The organism is Paenibacillus sp. 11B (genome assembly GCF_030487755.1).
Classification (GTDB): Bacteria; Bacillota; Bacilli; order Paenibacillales; family Paenibacillaceae; genus Paenibacillus; species Paenibacillus vandeheii.
The window spans coordinates 1,103,000-1,119,816 of sequence record NZ_JAUKNS010000002.1; the positions used below are offsets into that span (position 1 = coordinate 1,103,000).

Here is a 16,817-nt window from a genome sequence, read left to right on the forward strand (position 1 = left end):
TCATATTTTGACCAAATATATCACGATTTTGATATTTCTTATCAGATTTTTTATAAACACCACCAATCTATGGGAACGTTTACATTAATAATGATGCAAAAGGAGAACTTATATGGAACGTGAACGATTACGGGAAGACCGGATTCACGGCAACGCCATGTATCCAGTCAGTGTGTACCCGGATATTCAGCAGCTGAATGGCGACAGCATTCTCGATTGCCACTGGCACGACGAGATGGAGTTCACCATGGTGACTCAGGGCAGTGCTGTTTTTCAAATTGACATGAATACGGTAGAGGTTCAGGCAGGAGAAGCCATTTTTATCAATCGGGGGGAAATTCACGCAGGTTATCTGAAAGGCGATGTCCCCTGCGTTTTTTCATCCATTGTATTTAACCCGGAGCTGTTAGGCAGCCGGACATTCGATGCTGTGCAGGAGAAGTTCGTTGGCCCGCTCGTACACAAAACGGCAATCCCTCCTTACCATATCCAAACCGATGAAGCGTGGGGGCAAGAAATCATTTTTCATTTGAAACGAATTTTCGCCGATCATGCCGCTGGCACACCAACCTGCGAGATGACAACAAAAGCTTACCTCTATCTAATATTTGCACAAATGTTTGAACATATGAGACCCGCTGCACTCAAAGGGACCATTTCGTCAGGCAGTCACGATAAAGTGGAGCGCCTAAAATCAGTGTTAAGTTATATTCACAAGCGTTACCCTGAACCACTTAAGTTAAAAGAACTGGCAGATGAAGCCAATATGAGCGAAGGACACTTTTGCCGCTTTTTCAAACAAATGGTGCAGAAAAGTCCGGTCGACTATATCAACTATTATCGCATCCAGCAGGCCTGTGTTCAGCTTGAGAATACCGATCACAAAATTGTGGATATTGCCATGGACGTCGGATTTGAGCACTTGAGCTACTTCATTACAACGTTCAAGAAACACAGGAACATTACCCCGTCCCAATATCGCAAAATGTTTTATGAGAAAGTGGCGGTGGAACCTGCACTGGTCTAAGATTAAGCTCCTGTCAGGGACAGCACTCGGCACTCCGAACTGATGATCGTTCACTGTTCTCCCTTTTATATCAGATAGCAGATGCAAAGAAGGTGCCACAGCCCGTTCTGCTGTAAGCACCTTCTTTATCATGCTGATGAATGGAATTTCATCTTACTTCTTCAAAGTCTCCCATGAGCTGTACTCATGCACCGAAAATCCGTTAAAGGACGAATGCACACTTGCCATTTTCTCGACCAGCTTGAGCTGTGCTTCCATATACGCTGAGCCTTCTTCATAAAAGGTAATGAAATCGCCTTCCTTGCTTTGCTTGGTTTCCACGGCCAAGGATACGGTTTTGCCCAGCAGTGACGCTTCCTGAAGCTCATCCTTCGCTACATTATAGATGGCCGCTGCCGTATCCCGATAAGCCATAATCGTGATGGAGTCAAACTTGCGGATCATCCAGCTGCTTACATTCATCGTGGAACCCGGAATCTTGTAACCGTCCAGCCAGAAAGGAAGGTCTGCGCCTACAGGCATCTTCATCCGTGCTGCCCGATCGACAATATATTGAACGTTCCCCTGCCACTGCGTAATCACACTAGCTTGATTCGTTTTCCACTCTGGATGAACATGAGGTTCAATGTCCAAATGGATGCCGGCAAACTTTTCATTGGGCTCGACTTGATTTTGATACGCTTCAACCCAGTCCAGAAAATCTGTAATTTGACCCCGACTCTCCGTCAGTCCCCAGGCAGGTCTTCCATCCATAACGTCCACGGCAATATTTTTCTCTCTGGCCTTACGAATGAAATCCGTATAGTACGGAAGCTTTACATCCCGATTCATTTGTAGGTAAATCGTATTGATGTCGTTCGTTGTGGCAAACTTCAGTACTAGCTGAGGGTTACTTTGGATCTGCGTGGTGTCCCAAACCCAGGTTGCTCTTACGGAGCCTTGTACCGTTCCATGGATGGTTTCATAACTGTCGACTGAACCAAGTGCAGTAGCCTTGCAAACATACGCATTCCCTGTAAACAGCATGAAACAACTAATTAACAAAACGAATTGGTAACCTCTTTTTCTTTTCATATTTATACACTCCCTATAATGTTATGCAGCTCTAACGTGCAAACCCGGATGACATTCTGTCGTTTTATATTCATTCCCTAAGCACTATTTCAAAGCACGACTATTTACATTGCTTTTATATGCAACATCATCTCTTAGACTTACGACGAAAGAATCATATAACATTATTTCGGGTATTCACACTTCTGTATTTATAGTTCTAAAGACTCATTTATAAAAAATCTTTTAATTTTAGCTGCATTTCGACTAAATATGGGTCATTTTTTGCATATGTACAACAGACGACTCAAGACCTAGTAAGCGTTTTCCTATTCCTAGAGTAAAAGGCTGGGCAAAACCCAGCCCCTCCTCATCAAACCGTACGTGAGGTTTTCCCTCATACGGCTTTCCGATGTTCGTCATTCATGGGCATGCAAATTACAACAGCGTTTTTAGTCCATATTGGCCGGCGATATATTTAACCTCAGATACTGAACCCATCCATTTTCTGCGTTGTCTCTTCTTCGCGTACCACCGTGTTAACCGTTGCAAAATATACCAGTCCAGCTTAGCTAGTCTCTTTTGGCTGTAGTTCGTGTAGTAATAATTTCTCCACCCTTGAATCTTCGGATTGAGCCATTTCACATGTTCCGCGAACGATCTGGATCGCATACTCGGTGGAGACAGTCGCTCTTTAACGACTCCACGAATACGTTCTTCCGCCTTTTTGGTTAGCCATTGCTGCGTGGTATAATATACCTTCCCTTGCGAAGTTTCTGCTTTCGTTTTTCGGTGGTGCATTCCTAAGAAGTCGAATCCCTCGTCTCCTGTCCATAGACCTACAATGCGAGTTTTGGTCGGGTGCAGGGTTAGCTCCAGACGTTCCATAATTTTGCCTATGAGTTCATACGCATGCTCGGCGTCCTTTTTGGTTTTACAGATTACTACAAAGTCGTCTGCATACCTTGTCAGTTCTCCCAGACCTCTTCCATGTTTCTCCCATAGTCGGTCAAAATAGTTCAGATAGATATTCGCCAGAAGCGGTGAGATCACACCACCTTGCGGCGTTCCTAAATCGGAGCGCCTTACGTTTCCTTCTTCCATCACTCCCGCCTGAAGCCACTTCCGTATTAATTTCAGTATCCGCCTGTCGTTGATGCGCATCTGCACCAATTTCATCAGCTTCTCTTGATTAATGTTATCGAAGTAACCTTGGATATCGACGTCGACTACCCAATTCCCTTTGCGGTTGCAAGCTTTCCGAATTCGTTCCAGCGCTCCTTTCGCACTTCGTTTCGGGCGAAATCCAAAGGATACGTCCTCAAAATCCGCTTCAAAGATGGGTTCAATCACGAGTTTCGTTGCCATCTGTATGACTCGGTCGCGCACGGTGGGTATGCCCAGCGGTCTTTGCTTCCCATCTTTCTTTGGGATATAGTGCCGCCGTACAGGCTGCGGATGGTAGTTGCCTTCTTTCAACGCTCGTTCGCAGTCCTTGAGGAAGTTCATTTCTCCTTGTTCCTCCACATCTGCCAGCGTTATGGCATCTACACCTGCCGCTCCCTTGTTCGCTTTCACTCGTCTCCAGGCTTCGTACAAGACATCCCACCGGTAGACTTTGTCGTACAAGGCATGGAATTTACGCTTGCTGTTCTCCTTGGCCACATGACCTAGCTTATCTTGGAGTTGTTGAACTTTTTTTTCCTTTGGTGTTGTTAGCCGATTGGCATTCACTCACTCGTACCTCCTCCAAAAGCATAAACAACGCAGGGCTCCTTCCCTCCCCAAGGTTATGTTGTCCTTGGGTTCTTCGGTACTATGAGCCCCTCGGACTCCCTTCCCACAGACGTTTCACTTCGTCTTTTGGACTTATAGAGTGTCTCTTTACGAATTCCTAAAAAAAAAAAATCCGAGTGGGGGAGGGTCTCCCCAGTTCACTGCATGATCTTTCAAGCCATGCCACTCCCTCTACGCCGGAAGGTTCTTCACTGTTGTTCCAAGTTCTACACAGCTTCCTTGGCCTTCGTCTATGTGATCGAGACTCGACACCTTCTTTTCCCCCTTGCAGGGCCTTTTTGACGACGCGGCAGGATTCACTTTATGTTGCGGCCTGGCTTGTTGCTCGCCCTGTCTCTGACAGGTACTTTTGTCGATGCGCTTTTGCACACGGATTTCGCCATATGCAAGCATCCTAGCTACCAAGGTGGCTTGGCCCCTCCTTGGGTTGGACTTTCACCAACAAGATCATGCGTGCCTCTGGGCACGCATCACAAAAAAGGCCGCCCTAGGGCGACCTATACTTCTCTCCCCATTTCTAGGAAGAATGGATACCTGTTATTCGTTAGTTCCCGGCTGGAGCAGACGGTGTATTCTCCACCATTTCATCAAACAGGGATACCAGCTCAATGCCTTCTGCCGAAATGCGTACCAGGCCCTTATCGGACAAGCGCACTTCCGGAATAACGACCAGTGCCAGCAGGGACAGTGTCATAAATGCGTTATTTAACGTACAGCCAGCAGACTGCAGCGCTTCACTGACAGCTGCAGATTGAGCTGCTACCACTTCGAATGATTCCGTGGACATCAAGCCTGCAATGCGCAGCGGGAATTCGGTCACACCTGTTCCAGTCACAACGGCTACGCCACCCTGCATTCCGATGACACGATTGCCCGCCTCAGCCATCATTGCGTCATCATTACCGATAATGAGCAGATTGTGGCTGTCATGCGCAACGGTCATCGCGATGGCCGCAGGACCTGTGAAGCCAATCCCCCCAACAAGTGCCACCGTACGATTTCCCGTTTGTTTATGACGCTCCAGCACCGCAATTTTGCAGATTTCACCTGCCGTTGAGATGACTACATTGCCATCTTCCACCGTGACATTAACATGCTTCTCCTTGGTATCCACATGATTCTCCGTCACATGAATGACTTTCGCTCCAATCATACCTTCGGTAATCGGCGCAGACAGCTCCATATCCTTCGGCTGGATATTGGCCTCCAACTTCACGGTGTTCAGCGCCTCTTCCGGATACGTGAAACTGTCCCAGACCGCTGTCATTTTGCCGTTCTCTGCTACGACATGCCCTGCTGCAATCGTCATGCCTACACGGACATCAGCCAAGCGTCCATCCAGCAAAATAATGTCGGCGATATTCCCTGGAATAACCGCACCAATGTCGCGTGCTACACCGAAACGTTCAGCCGTATTAATGGTGGCCATCTGGAATGCAGTGACCGGCTTCACCCCTTGAGAAATCGCCAAACGAACAACAAAGTCCATATGACCTTCTTTGAGCAGCGATTCAGAACTCCGGTCATCGGTCACCAGCATCATGCGGCGTGTATCCAGGCCAAGCTCTGTGCAGGCTTTGATCGTTTCTGCCACGTCATGCCATGCAGAGCCCTGACGCATTTTGGCGTACATGCCCAGCCGAAGACGTTCCACAACATCTTCCTTCGTAACACATTCATGATCCCCCGTCACTCCGCTTGCGGCGTAGGCTGGCAGACGCCAGTCATCCGCTGCCCAGGTGAAGTGACCGTCTGCCACCTTGCCTGCTCTCAGCGTCGCCTGAATCTCACCAATCATCGTCTCGTCCCCGTATACAACTCCAGGGAAGTTCATCACTTCACCGAGACCAATCATATCCGGACCCCAGGATAGGGCTTCTGCCACTTCTTCCGGTCCAATATAAGCGCCTGTTGTCTCCAGTCCAGGATGTGTGGAAGGAACACAGGAAGCCACCTGCATATAAGCAGCCATGGGCGTCGTCCGAGCTTCATCCAGCATCAATCGCAAACCTTTGAGTCCAAGCACATTGGAGATTTCATGCGGGTCAAAGAACCCTCCCGTTGTACCGGAAGGCAGAACGGCTCTTGCAAACTCTGTCACTTTCATTTGTGTGCTTTCAATGTGACAGTGCCCATCCAGCAATCCGGGAGCAATGTATTTGCCTTCCGCCTCAATAATACGAGTATGCTCTCCGATCGTATGGCTTACATCTTTGCCAACATATGCAATCCGAGCTCCCTGTACCGCTACAGACATGCCCGGCAAAATTTCACCCGAAATTACATTAACCAGCGTTCCGCCCCGAATGACCAAGGTTGCAGGCAAGTCTCCCCGTGCCGTTGCCACCAGATCCGGTACGCAATCTGCCATTAATGGGCGTTCAAAAGATGGTGTGTTCATGTTGCTGCCTCCTTCATGAAATAAACGATCCAAAAAAAATAGATTGTTACGATTATATGAGTCTCACCGTCATGTGTAAAGAAAATTCACACCTATTGTGCGTGAACACAAAGGATGGATTATTTTTTATCCATAAAACCTAATCCATCTAATATCATGTCAGAAGAGATATCTAATTCCAATGATCTCCTCGATGCTTTTCACACCTAAGGCCAACCTCATGAAGCTTCTTATTCCCCTCATCGTATTCTGCAATACATAGAAAGACTCCCGTCCCATCGAACGGAAGCCTTCTTCATGAATTTGAAAGACGCAGTCATTCGGCTTGAGCGGCAGACACCTTGCCCATATCATACAACTCTTCGGACTGGGATGTAATGAACGGGCTAGGTTTGCCCATGCAATAAACATGCAGTAAATGCATGGCACGGGTACATGCCGTATAGAACAGCTTACGTTCATGTTCCTGCGCATATTGCGATGCAGATCCATCATAGATCAGAACAGCATCAAACTCCACACCCTTGGCCAGATACGCCGGGATGACATGCACACCCCGTTCAAAGGCCAGAGTTGTTTTTTTGATCAGCTTCGGTGCCACAGGCAGTATTTTGCTTAATGCTTCATGGATGTCCTTGCTCTCTTCCGCCGTTTTGCAGATGACCGCAACCGATTCATACCCTTCCTGAATCAGATGTTTGAGATCGGCTGTAATCACATCCAGGTGCTCCTGTTCATTGGCGGAAACGATCACTTTCGGCTTCTCCCCACCGCGGTTAAATGGAACGATCTCTTCTCCACCCGGAACCATGCCCCGTGTAAACTCCACGATCTCCTGCGTTGAACGATAACTTCTCGTCAGCTCAATCACTTCCGTATTTTCCGGTCCATACAGGTTAGTCAGCGGCCCCGTACCACTCAGTACGGATGAGTGCGCATAGATGGCTTGATTAAAATCTCCAAGTGCGGTGATTTTCGATCTCGGGAACAATCTTTTCATAAAGGCCAGCTGGAAGGCAGAGTAATCCTGTGCCTCGTCAATGATTACATGGCGGATATTGGAGTTAATATGGAAACCGAGCAGCAACTCACGCAAATACAAATAGGGTGTGATATCCTCATAGGCCAGCTCCTGTACTTTCAGTCTGCGAAGTGTCATATCACCAATTTCTTCCCAGTGTGAAGGCAATGTTTCCTCTCCCAACAGGCGAACCATCTGTGCCCGGTCGTTGAATAGGTGGGCGTACAGTTGACGTACATCGACAAAACGTAAAGATTTAATCCATTTGCGCAAAGGCTTGAGCCGATCGCTGACCACCATTCGGGCAAGTATCTCTCGTTCCTGCTGGAAATCATCAAACGTGTCCGACTTCCCTTTTTGCTTTCGCTTCAGGCGCTGAAAGGCCCGCTGCAGATCCTCTGGTTCCATTATATCCAGCTGTTGATCTACCCAAGGGGCTTCCAATTCGCCTTTGCCAAAGGCAGACAACTCTTTCAGCATCCAGTCTCGCAGTATTTCCAGTCGATTCACCAGCTTGACGGATGGTTCGAAGCTATAGAATTTCTCCGCCATAGCCTCAGCCGTAACAACAGCCCGCCCCTGGAAACGAACCGGTTTGAATTTCATGCCTTCAGACATCATGCTGTCCTTATATCGTGTAATAACCTTAAGGAAGGACTCAGACGATTTGAAACGAATGCCGGACATACGCGCTTCGTATTGAGGGTCCTCAGTTCCCGTAAGTACGTATTCAAGCTGAATGAATGGATCTTCCAGTTGATATTCACGGCCCAGACGGCGTTCCAGATACTCCTGGAAGGTCGTCTGCAGCATATTTTCCTCTCCAAGCTCAGGCAGTACGGTGGAAACATAACTGTTGAACATCGGGTTTGGCGAAAAAAGGACCATCTGATCCGCTTGCAGATGCTCGCGGTATTTATAGAGCAGATACGCTACACGCTGGAGCGCAGCGGAAGTTTTACCACTGCCTGCAGCTCCCTGAACGATCAGCATGCGAGTCCGGTCATTACGAATAATCCGGTTCTGCTCTTTCTGGATTGTCGCCACAATGCTCTTCATCTGTGCATCTGAGGTTCGACTGAGGACGGCCTGTAACAGCTCATCCCCAATCGTAACTCCGGTGTCGAACATAAAGCGGATACGTCCATCCCGAATGACAAACTGCCGCTTCATCTCAATATCTCCACTAATCTCACCGCTCGGTGTATGATACGTGACCGGACCTGGCGCTCCATCATAATACAGGTTGGATATGGGCGCACGCCAGTCATAGACAAGGAAGGATTCCTCCTTCTCATCCAGCAGTGATGCGATCCCCAGATAGATTCGTTCTGCATTCGGATAGCCATTTTCCTTGAAATCAATCCGTCCAAAATACGGTGAATGGTGCAGCCGTTTCATTTTATCCAGCGCTGCTGCCGTATTCAGATGGCTGCGCTCCCGATCCGACAGGACCTGTGATTGCTGCCGCATACTGGTGGAGGTTTCCCCTACATCATCCGCTTCGCTGAAGTTCATGGTGACTTCGTCCCAGAAATCTTTTCTCATTCCCACAACTTCATCCCGGAAGGAACCTACCTCTTTTTCCAGAATGTCGATTTTCCGATCAATCTGTTCCGTTACCTTGTTGACCCGCTGCTGCTCCTCGCTCCATTGCTGGTCTGTACTCATATGTTAATACGCCCCTCTTTCCCCGGATTGTGTCCTCAAAAGCCCATTTGACAAGCCCGAAAAGGCTATGGTATAATTAATTAGAAAGTAAACATTTTTATTTTATGTTAATTAGTTCTAATTTTCTGAAAACCATTTTTTATTGTACCAGTGACAACGTCCCGATGCAAGCGGAGGCGTTTTTTGTTGTTTTTATTCTATTATTACCCTCGAATGGGATGAATATAGAACGCGCCCCGTTTTATTGTCGTAATTCTTCAATGGTCTCTCTCCAGCGTGTAATAGCCCCAGATTCGTCTTTTAATTGAAATGTGATCCCTGAAGTAATCTCCGCATACGGCGCATGATCTACACGAACGTTAATCACCTGAGCCTCGAAACGATCTCTCGGATGGACAGCTTCCCTTAATACCGGCAGTAAAGTCACATCCAGACGAATAGATAACAAGATTTGCTGATGAACAGCAATCAAGGTAGCCTTGCCTGTTCGACTCATATTCATACTTGTCTGTGTTCCCGGCCATAAAGCCAGTCTCAGCAGGTTGGGCGTGACCGCAATGACTTCTCCCATACTGATCATCGCTTGATGCGGCCATTCTCCCTCGGACACGGTCAGCAGTTGCATCGCTTCGTGCTGCTTCTTCTCCAGATTCTCTCCATTGAACCACTCCATCCATTCAGGTCCAAGCTGTGTCAAATTCATGTATATCTACCTCGGTTCGATTGAGTTGGTTGCACAAGGTCTGTGCTATGTATGCAAAACAACCCGGACACGCTGTCCGGGCTGGTTGTAGTTCCATTGTATATTATGAAACCACATGACCGCAAACCGTACTACCATGTTTACGGCCATTTAAGCCAATTCAGAATTTTATCCTGTGAATCCTTGTCTTCACTGGCACTGTGCACATGTTCGGCAAGCCGATTCAGCCGCTCCAGCTGATAGCCGTAATCGTAGATCGCAGCAGCCACGATGGACAGCCTCAGCATCCCTTCCTGATCGATATCAAACTGGGAGATGGCCTGCTCCATGAAACGATCATTATCCAAAATAAACTGTGCCGCCTCCTCACCGTTTGGTTTCAGCTTATCCTCGAACTTGAGCAGCGCATGTTCATGGAATTTGATAACAAGCTCCAGATGTGTATCAAAGAACTGATCCATTTCCGGTGTTCGCTGTGCCTGGAAATAGTGACGTTCTACCGAATCCAGCACATCGAATCCTTTTTGCAGACTTAACAGCATTTGTTTGTATACAACCATCTGCCGGGTTTCACTGAATTTGGACCGTTTCATCTTCTTCTGTTCTTCTTCAAACAAGTTATACTTATCCGACAATGATTTGATGGAGCCGCCCAGATTATTTTTCTCATCCCGGAACACCACTTCCTTGATCTCATCCGAGATGGATGTACGCAGCAGCAGTGACATGCCACTGAACACACTCTGAATCTGCTTCACGAACTGGATCTTCGGCTTGGGTGGGAATACCGTAATATTAATGAGAAACGCAGATACAATGCCGACAAGTGTCAGCAGGAAACGGTTCAATGCAAAATGCCAGTCACCCGACGCTTCCATAATCGATACAACGGTTACCAGCGTCAGGCCAACCGTTTCGCCCATATTCAATTTAAGACAAATCATAATAACCAGCACAATAATGAGCCCGACGGCAATGGGCTCATTGGATAGCACCATGCCTCCCAGCAGGGCCACAATCGCCCCAAGTGTAGTGGTCTGCAGCTGATCCAAGAAGTACTTCCAGGAACGATAAATGGATGGCTGCATGGCAAAGATGGCCGCGATCGCGGCGGGAACGGGAGATTGCGGGTTCAGGAACATGCTGCTAAGGTACAGGGCCAGTGTAACCGCAATCCCTGTCTTAAGTACACGTGCACCAAATGACATGGTGACCCCTCCTCTTTTTCAAAACGGATTTCATTCGTTTGATGATCATTATCATTATTACCCCATATTTCTTTTTTTGCCCGAATCAATTCAGGAGAACGATTTATTGTATCATGGAAGCCATTGGGTTACCATGCCCTGTATCTCGTTGATGAAGTATTATCTATCACTGCTTCTCCGTGTACGCAACAAATACCCCCCACTCCACTCTCGGAAGTAGGGGGTATTGTATGTTTAACTCCAATGGAGAAAGTTATGAAAACCTTCCTTCCCATTCACGCTTGAACTGCTCCACAAACTGCACCATAAAGTCATGACGCTGCTCTGCCAGTTCCTTGCCATAGGACGTGTTCATCAGATCTTTCAGTTTGAACAACTTTTCGTAGAAGTGATTAATCGTTGTACTGCGCCCATTCCGGTATTCCTCGCGCGTCATCTGCTCTCGTGGGGGAAGGGCGGGATCATACATCTCCCGACCTCTCGCGCCGGCAAAAGCAAACGTACGCGCAATACCGATCGCGCCCAGCGCATCCAGGCGGTCCGCATCCTGCACCACCTGAGCTTCCAGCGATGTGACGGCAGGGCGCTGTCCTCCTGCATAGGAAATGGAACAAATGATGTTTACTACGGCTTCCCGCGTACCCGCTTCCAGCGGCTGGGTATCCAGCCATGCATTCAGCTTTGCCATCCCCACTTCCAGACTTTCGTTCAGCTTCTCATCCGGCACATCATGCAGTAATGCAGCCAGTTCACAGATGAAGGGATCGGCGCCCATACGATGTGCGAGCTCAACCGCAAGTGTGGTTACCCGTTCAATATGAGGCCAGTCATGACCATCCGTATGTGCGGCAGCGTCTCCTTGAACAAAAGCCCGGGCCCCTCGAAGAATGGCCTCTCCTGTTAACGTTCCATCAACATGATCCTCATGCCCCGATTGCTGCGCGCTTGGGTTCGGATGTTGAAGGGATTTCTCTTGCATCTTACACTTCCCCGCCTTCGCGAGCTTGTTCACGCGGTATACGTCTTGCCACACCCGTCTTGACTGCTGCCTCAATCACGCGAGTACGCATTGATTTAACGATTTTATCGTTAAACACACTCGGAATAATATAATAACGAGTACGTTCTTCATCCGAAATGGCCGAAGCAATCGCCTGAGCTGCAGCGAGCTTCATCTCCTCATTAATCTCACTGGCGCGGCAATCCAGAACCGCTCTGAACATACCCGGGAAGCACAATACGTTATTGATCTGATTCGGATAATCGGAGCGACCTGTCGCCATAACAGCCACAATGTCCTCCACTACGGACGGCATAATCTCCGGTACCGGATTCGCCATCGCGAAAACGATCGGGTCGGCTGCCATCGTTTGCACATCTTCCCGCGTTAACAGATTGCCACGGGACAAACCGATGAAGACATCTGCTCCACGAATCACTTCACGAAGTGAACCTGTCTCCAGTTCGGGGTTGGTGCGAGCCGCATAATCGCTCCACACTTCATTTTCATAGGTATTCGTCCGTACCAGCGCACCTTCACGATCTACCCCGACAACCCGGCTCGCTCCAGCGGACAGCAGAATATTACTGCAAGCCACACCTGCTGCGCCGATTCCACAGACGACAATTTTCACATCCGTGATGGACTTGCCAACCAGCTTGAGCGCATTGATCAGACCTGCATACAACACAACTGCCGTACCATGCTGGTCATCATGAAATACAGGAATGTCCAGCTCCTCATTCAGACGACGCTCAATTTCGAAGCAACGCGGTGAAGAAATATCCTCCAGATTAATCCCGCCAAATGCTGGTGAGATCGCTTTCACAGTTCGAATGATTTCCTCGGTATCCTGTGTATCCAGACAGATTGGGAAAGCGTCAACCCCTGCAAACTGTTTGAACAACATCGCCTTACCTTCCATCACCGGCATCGCAGCACGCGGTCCAATGTTGCCAAGCCCGAGCACGGCACTGCCATCCGATACTACGGCAACCGTATTCCGCTTGATTGTCAGAGAAAATGCCTTTCCAGGTTCTTCTGATATAGCCGAACATACCCGTGCCACATCCGGTGTATATACGCGGGACAGGTCTTCCCGGTTATGAATCGGGGTCTTCGGTGTAACTTCAATCTTGCCGCCCAAATGCAGCAGAAACGTTCGATCCGATACGTTAATAATGGATGCTCCTTTGAGCTGGCGCACCCCTTCTATAATTTTGCTGTTATCCTGTGCATCTGTTACCGCGACAGTTAAGTCGCGCACGCTTACATCCTGATTGGTCGAAATCACGTCGATGGCAATGATGTCCCCGCCGGCTTCCGAGATGGCCGAGGCTACTTCACCAAACTTGATATCTTTTGTTGTCATTTCCAGCCGAATAATAAAGCTGTTACCGTCTAGATTTCTTTGATTCATTCCAATTCCTCCCAGACTGCAAGTCTTGAGTTACAGTGTTACCTGTTTGTCTTCGCTGCGCGGACACGTTTTTCCTTTATATTGTCCAGAAAAAGTATTTGTCGTGATCTAATACGACAAAAAGGACCACCCTCTCCGTCTAATCGAGACGTTAAGGGTGACCCTCTGCAAGCTATATAAGTTGAACTAAAGCATATTTATACTTGCCACTCCGATGACAGAACAACCTTCTGATCGCTGCTTATCCCCAGATTTTTCAGCCAAATGAGTAATATTCTATTATTTACGCTCAGCCGCTCTGCGCAGTACCCGGATGTCATATGGCTGCAAATCAAGGTTACCCTCTAAAGCATCACCACTCAGCAAATCGGTGTAGGACTGCTCGTCCAGCTTCACCTGTTTCGTCTCCGGTGTGTAGTTCTGCACAAATACATAATCCGCTGTGCCATCTGTACGGATATGTGCCGTAACTCCAGTAGGAAGCTGAGTTTCAAGGGCACGCTCAATCCCCAGATCAGCGATTAAGCTGCCATAGAAATCGTCGTAAAATGGAGCTTTGAAACGCGTAGCCATATAATAGGCTTTACCAGAACCAAGACGGTTGACGGTCAAAGCAGGGCGTCCGGCATAGAAGTCGGAGCGATACGTCGCCAGCGCTTCTGCACCTTCCAGATGAATCAGATCGCATAATTCGAAAGCATCATATTCGGCATACAGTTGAAGCTCGTTGTCCTTCACAGGTACAACTCCATTCAGATCACGGTCATGCAAGCCATCGATCTCTTCCGACCAGATTCCCAGCGTCTTGCGAAGCGGTCCAGGGAAGCCTCCAAGGAAGCACAGATCATTCTCATTTACGATACCTGACCAATACGTAGCTACAAATGTACCGCCATTTTCCACGAATCGCTCAATGCGTTCGCCCACGCCTTCACGCACCAGATAGAGCATAGGTGCGATGAGCAGTTTGTACTTGGAGAGATCAGCATCCATGTCGATGACGTCTACAGGCACACCCTTTTTCCAGAAGGCATCATAATGCCATTCTACCGTCTGCTCGTACTTCACTCCGATGTTACGCGGTCCTTGGGAATCCTTTACCGCCCAGCGGTTTTCCCAGTCGAAAATGATAGCAACTTCTGCCGGAACGGACGTTCCAACAACCGCCTGCATTCCTTCGAGTGCCTTACCTACATCAGTCACGTCCTGGAATACACGGGTATGTTCATGTCCTACATGATCCACAACCGCCCCATGAAGCTTCTCACTGGAACCCCGGCTCTTTCTCCACTGGAAGTACTGCACACTGTCCGAGCCGTGTGCTACAGCCTGCAGTGATGCCAGCAAATGCATACCCGGACGTTTCAATTTGCTGGTCTCTTGCCAGTTGGTTGAGCTTGGTGTGCTCTCCATCAACAGAAACGGCTGTCCTCCTTTGATGGAACGAACAATATCATGCATCATAGCAATTCTCGATGCGAGCGTATCTTCTTCGTCCGCGTCATGCCATGTCGGGTAACTGTCCCAGGACAGGAAATCCAGAATGTCGGCGAACTTCCAGTAGTTCAATCCTTCATAAAATTCCATCAGATTGGTCGTTACCGGCAGATCAGGATTTTTGGCCTTGAGCGGTTTCGTTTCGTGCACGATAAAATCAGCGGTCTGATCCGTTACGAATCGGCGCCAGTCCAGATTCATCGCATGAACCTGTGTCTCTCCATGTGGGGCAGGAGACTCCACTTGACTCCAGTCCGTCACGGTATGGCTCCAGAATGTCGTCCACCAGGAATGATTCAGCTCATCCAGTGTGCCGTATTTGTTTTTGACCCAACCCCGGAAAGCCTCCTGGCAATAATCACAGTGACAGTCCCCACCGAATTCATTCGAAATGTGCCAGCCAATGACTGCCGGATGATCCGAATAACGTTCTGCTAGTTTCGTATTGATCGCCGTAACCTTCTCCCGGTATACAGGGGACGTATAACAGTGATTGTGACGGAAGCCGTGCAGATTGCGAACACGGTTGGCCCCAACACGCAGCACTTCGGGATACTTGGCTGACATCCAGGCAGGTCTTGCACCGCTTGGGGTAGCCAGGAATGCATAGATTCCATTGGCAGCAAAACGATCCAGTACCTGATCCAGCCATTCAAACGTGTACACGCCTTCCTCCGGTTCAAGAGATACCCATGAGAAAATGCCGACGGACATCACATTACATTTGGCCAGCTTCATCAGGCGGATATCTTCTTCCAGTACTTCAGGATAGCGGAGCCATTGCTCCGGGTTATAATCTGCACCATGTAACATATGAGGTGCTTTGGAACTTACGGGTGGATATGTGTATGTCATGCTGACAACTCCTTCATTCATTTCATTTTAGAAGCATCTATTTGATCAATACAGCACTCGGCTGCTCATCTAATGTGGTGTCGTTTTCCTTTCCAGCCTTCAGCGCTGAAAACGATTGCAACTTCTGTCCCTTAAAATCAAACATCGTCAGGTTGCCCCAGTTATTCGGATGTCCAACAGACCACTCTTCCTTGCTAGGAATCCAGGCAGGCTCCCAGTAATAGAATCCCGCTCCGAGACCGCCGGGAACTTCACGAATAATCTGCAGCAGATCCTTCAGATAACGTGTCTGTCCTTCCACACTAGCCGGATACCCGGGCAGCAGCAGTTCTTCCTGATTCAGAATCCACTCGTGACCCTCAGGCTGCTCCAATGTCCAAGGATAAGCGGTTTCAACAACGTTGATTGGTTTGCCGTATCGTTTAGCCAGATCATGCAGATTATCCCGGAGTGCATCCAGTGTTCCATGCCACCAAGGGTAATATGAGAGCCCAATGATATCGAACTCCACACCAAGCGCTTCAAATCGATCATAGAACTTGCGACTCTCTGAATTGTCACCACCGCGGTCAATATGAATCATAATCTTGATTTCCGAATCAACCGATTTAACAGCAGCGATACCATACTTCACAAGTCCGGCAAAACGCTCCCACTGTTCATCGGTATCATGTTCTTCTCCGCCGACACGCCCTTCATCCCATAACATGCCCGGTGTAATTTCATTCCCCACCTGCACCATGTCCGGCAATGCATCATGCTCCTTGAGTGTTCTCAGTACATCTGCCGTATAGGTACATACCTCACGCTGCAGTTCCTCATAGGACAACTTCTCCCACGCCTTCGGCTTCCATTGATTGGCTGGATCAGCCCAGCGATCGGAATAATGAAAATCCAGCAAGAATTGCAGGCCTTTTTCCTTGATTCGTTTGGCAACCGCTACCGTCCGCTCCAGATTACAGAACCCGCCTACAGGATCATTCCAGATTCGCAATCGGATTGCATTGGCATCACCCAGCTTAAGAAGGGTCAGCAAATCTGCCTGCTGCCCATGCTCATCACGATAGCTCCCACCATGCTGCTCAATTTCATCCATAAACGACACATCCATTCCGAGAATGAATGCCTCTTCCTTTAAATGGCTCACTTTATCAACCTCCGTTT

General features: G+C 48.5%; 11 protein-coding genes. 1 reads left to right on the top strand and 10 read right to left on the bottom strand.

Features of this window, described 5'->3' with window-relative positions:
- Window positions 1-112: 112 nt before the first annotated feature.
- Window positions 113-1,027 carry a helix-turn-helix transcriptional regulator gene (locus Q0V21_RS13395; protein WP_301879313.1) on the top strand — a complete coding sequence of 305 codons (915 nt, stop codon included), beginning with the start codon at window positions 113-115 and terminating at the stop codon, window positions 1,025-1,027.
- 153 nt (window positions 1,028-1,180) lie between these two features.
- Here the strand turns inward: Q0V21_RS13395 and Q0V21_RS13400 are convergent, their stop codons facing one another.
- From Q0V21_RS13400 to Q0V21_RS13445, 10 genes are all read right to left on the bottom strand, one after another.
- Window positions 1,181-2,101, bottom strand: a complete 921-nt coding sequence (locus Q0V21_RS13400; RefSeq protein WP_079347108.1) for a hypothetical protein — start codon at window positions 2,099-2,101, stop codon at window positions 1,181-1,183.
- A gap of 417 nt (window positions 2,102-2,518) precedes the next feature.
- Window positions 2,519-3,814, bottom strand: a complete 1,296-nt coding sequence (gene ltrA / locus Q0V21_RS13405) for a group II intron reverse transcriptase/maturase (protein WP_301879315.1) — start codon at window positions 3,812-3,814, stop codon at window positions 2,519-2,521.
- Between the two features lie 607 nt (window positions 3,815-4,421).
- Window positions 4,422-6,278 (bottom strand): adenine deaminase, encoded by a 1,857-nt coding sequence (locus tag Q0V21_RS13410; RefSeq protein WP_079347110.1) that lies wholly within the window; start codon window positions 6,276-6,278, stop codon window positions 4,422-4,424.
- 316 nt (window positions 6,279-6,594) lie between these two features.
- The gene (gene helD, locus Q0V21_RS13415; protein WP_079347112.1) at window positions 6,595-8,970 is read right to left on the bottom strand and encodes an RNA polymerase recycling motor HelD; all 2,376 of its coding nucleotides are present in this window, start codon (window positions 8,968-8,970) and stop codon (window positions 6,595-6,597) included.
- A gap of 241 nt (window positions 8,971-9,211) precedes the next feature.
- Window positions 9,212-9,673: a hypothetical protein gene (locus Q0V21_RS13420; protein ID WP_079347116.1), complete on the bottom strand. Its 462-nt coding sequence runs from the start codon at window positions 9,671-9,673 to the stop codon at window positions 9,212-9,214.
- Between the two features lie 140 nt (window positions 9,674-9,813).
- On the bottom strand, window positions 9,814-10,881 hold the full coding sequence (locus Q0V21_RS13425; RefSeq protein WP_079347118.1) for an FUSC family protein: 1,068 nt from the start codon (window positions 10,879-10,881) through the stop codon (window positions 9,814-9,816).
- Window positions 10,882-11,134: 253 nt separating this feature from the next.
- The gene (locus tag Q0V21_RS13430; protein WP_079347120.1) at window positions 11,135-11,860 is read right to left on the bottom strand and encodes an HD domain-containing protein; all 726 of its coding nucleotides are present in this window, start codon (window positions 11,858-11,860) and stop codon (window positions 11,135-11,137) included.
- Between the two features lies 1 nt (window position 11,861).
- Window positions 11,862-13,301 carry an NAD-dependent malic enzyme gene (locus Q0V21_RS13435; protein ID WP_079347122.1) on the bottom strand — a complete coding sequence of 480 codons (1,440 nt, stop codon included), beginning with the start codon at window positions 13,299-13,301 and terminating at the stop codon, window positions 11,862-11,864.
- Window positions 13,302-13,580: 279 nt separating this feature from the next.
- On the bottom strand, window positions 13,581-15,653 hold the full coding sequence (locus tag Q0V21_RS13440) for a beta-galactosidase (RefSeq protein ID WP_079347125.1): 2,073 nt from the start codon (window positions 15,651-15,653) through the stop codon (window positions 13,581-13,583).
- Window positions 15,654-15,690: 37 nt separating this feature from the next.
- Window positions 15,691-16,800, bottom strand: coding sequence for a glycoside hydrolase family 53 protein (locus Q0V21_RS13445; RefSeq protein ID WP_079347128.1), 1,110 nt, complete (start codon window positions 16,798-16,800; stop codon window positions 15,691-15,693).
- Window positions 16,801-16,817 lie beyond the last annotated feature (17 nt).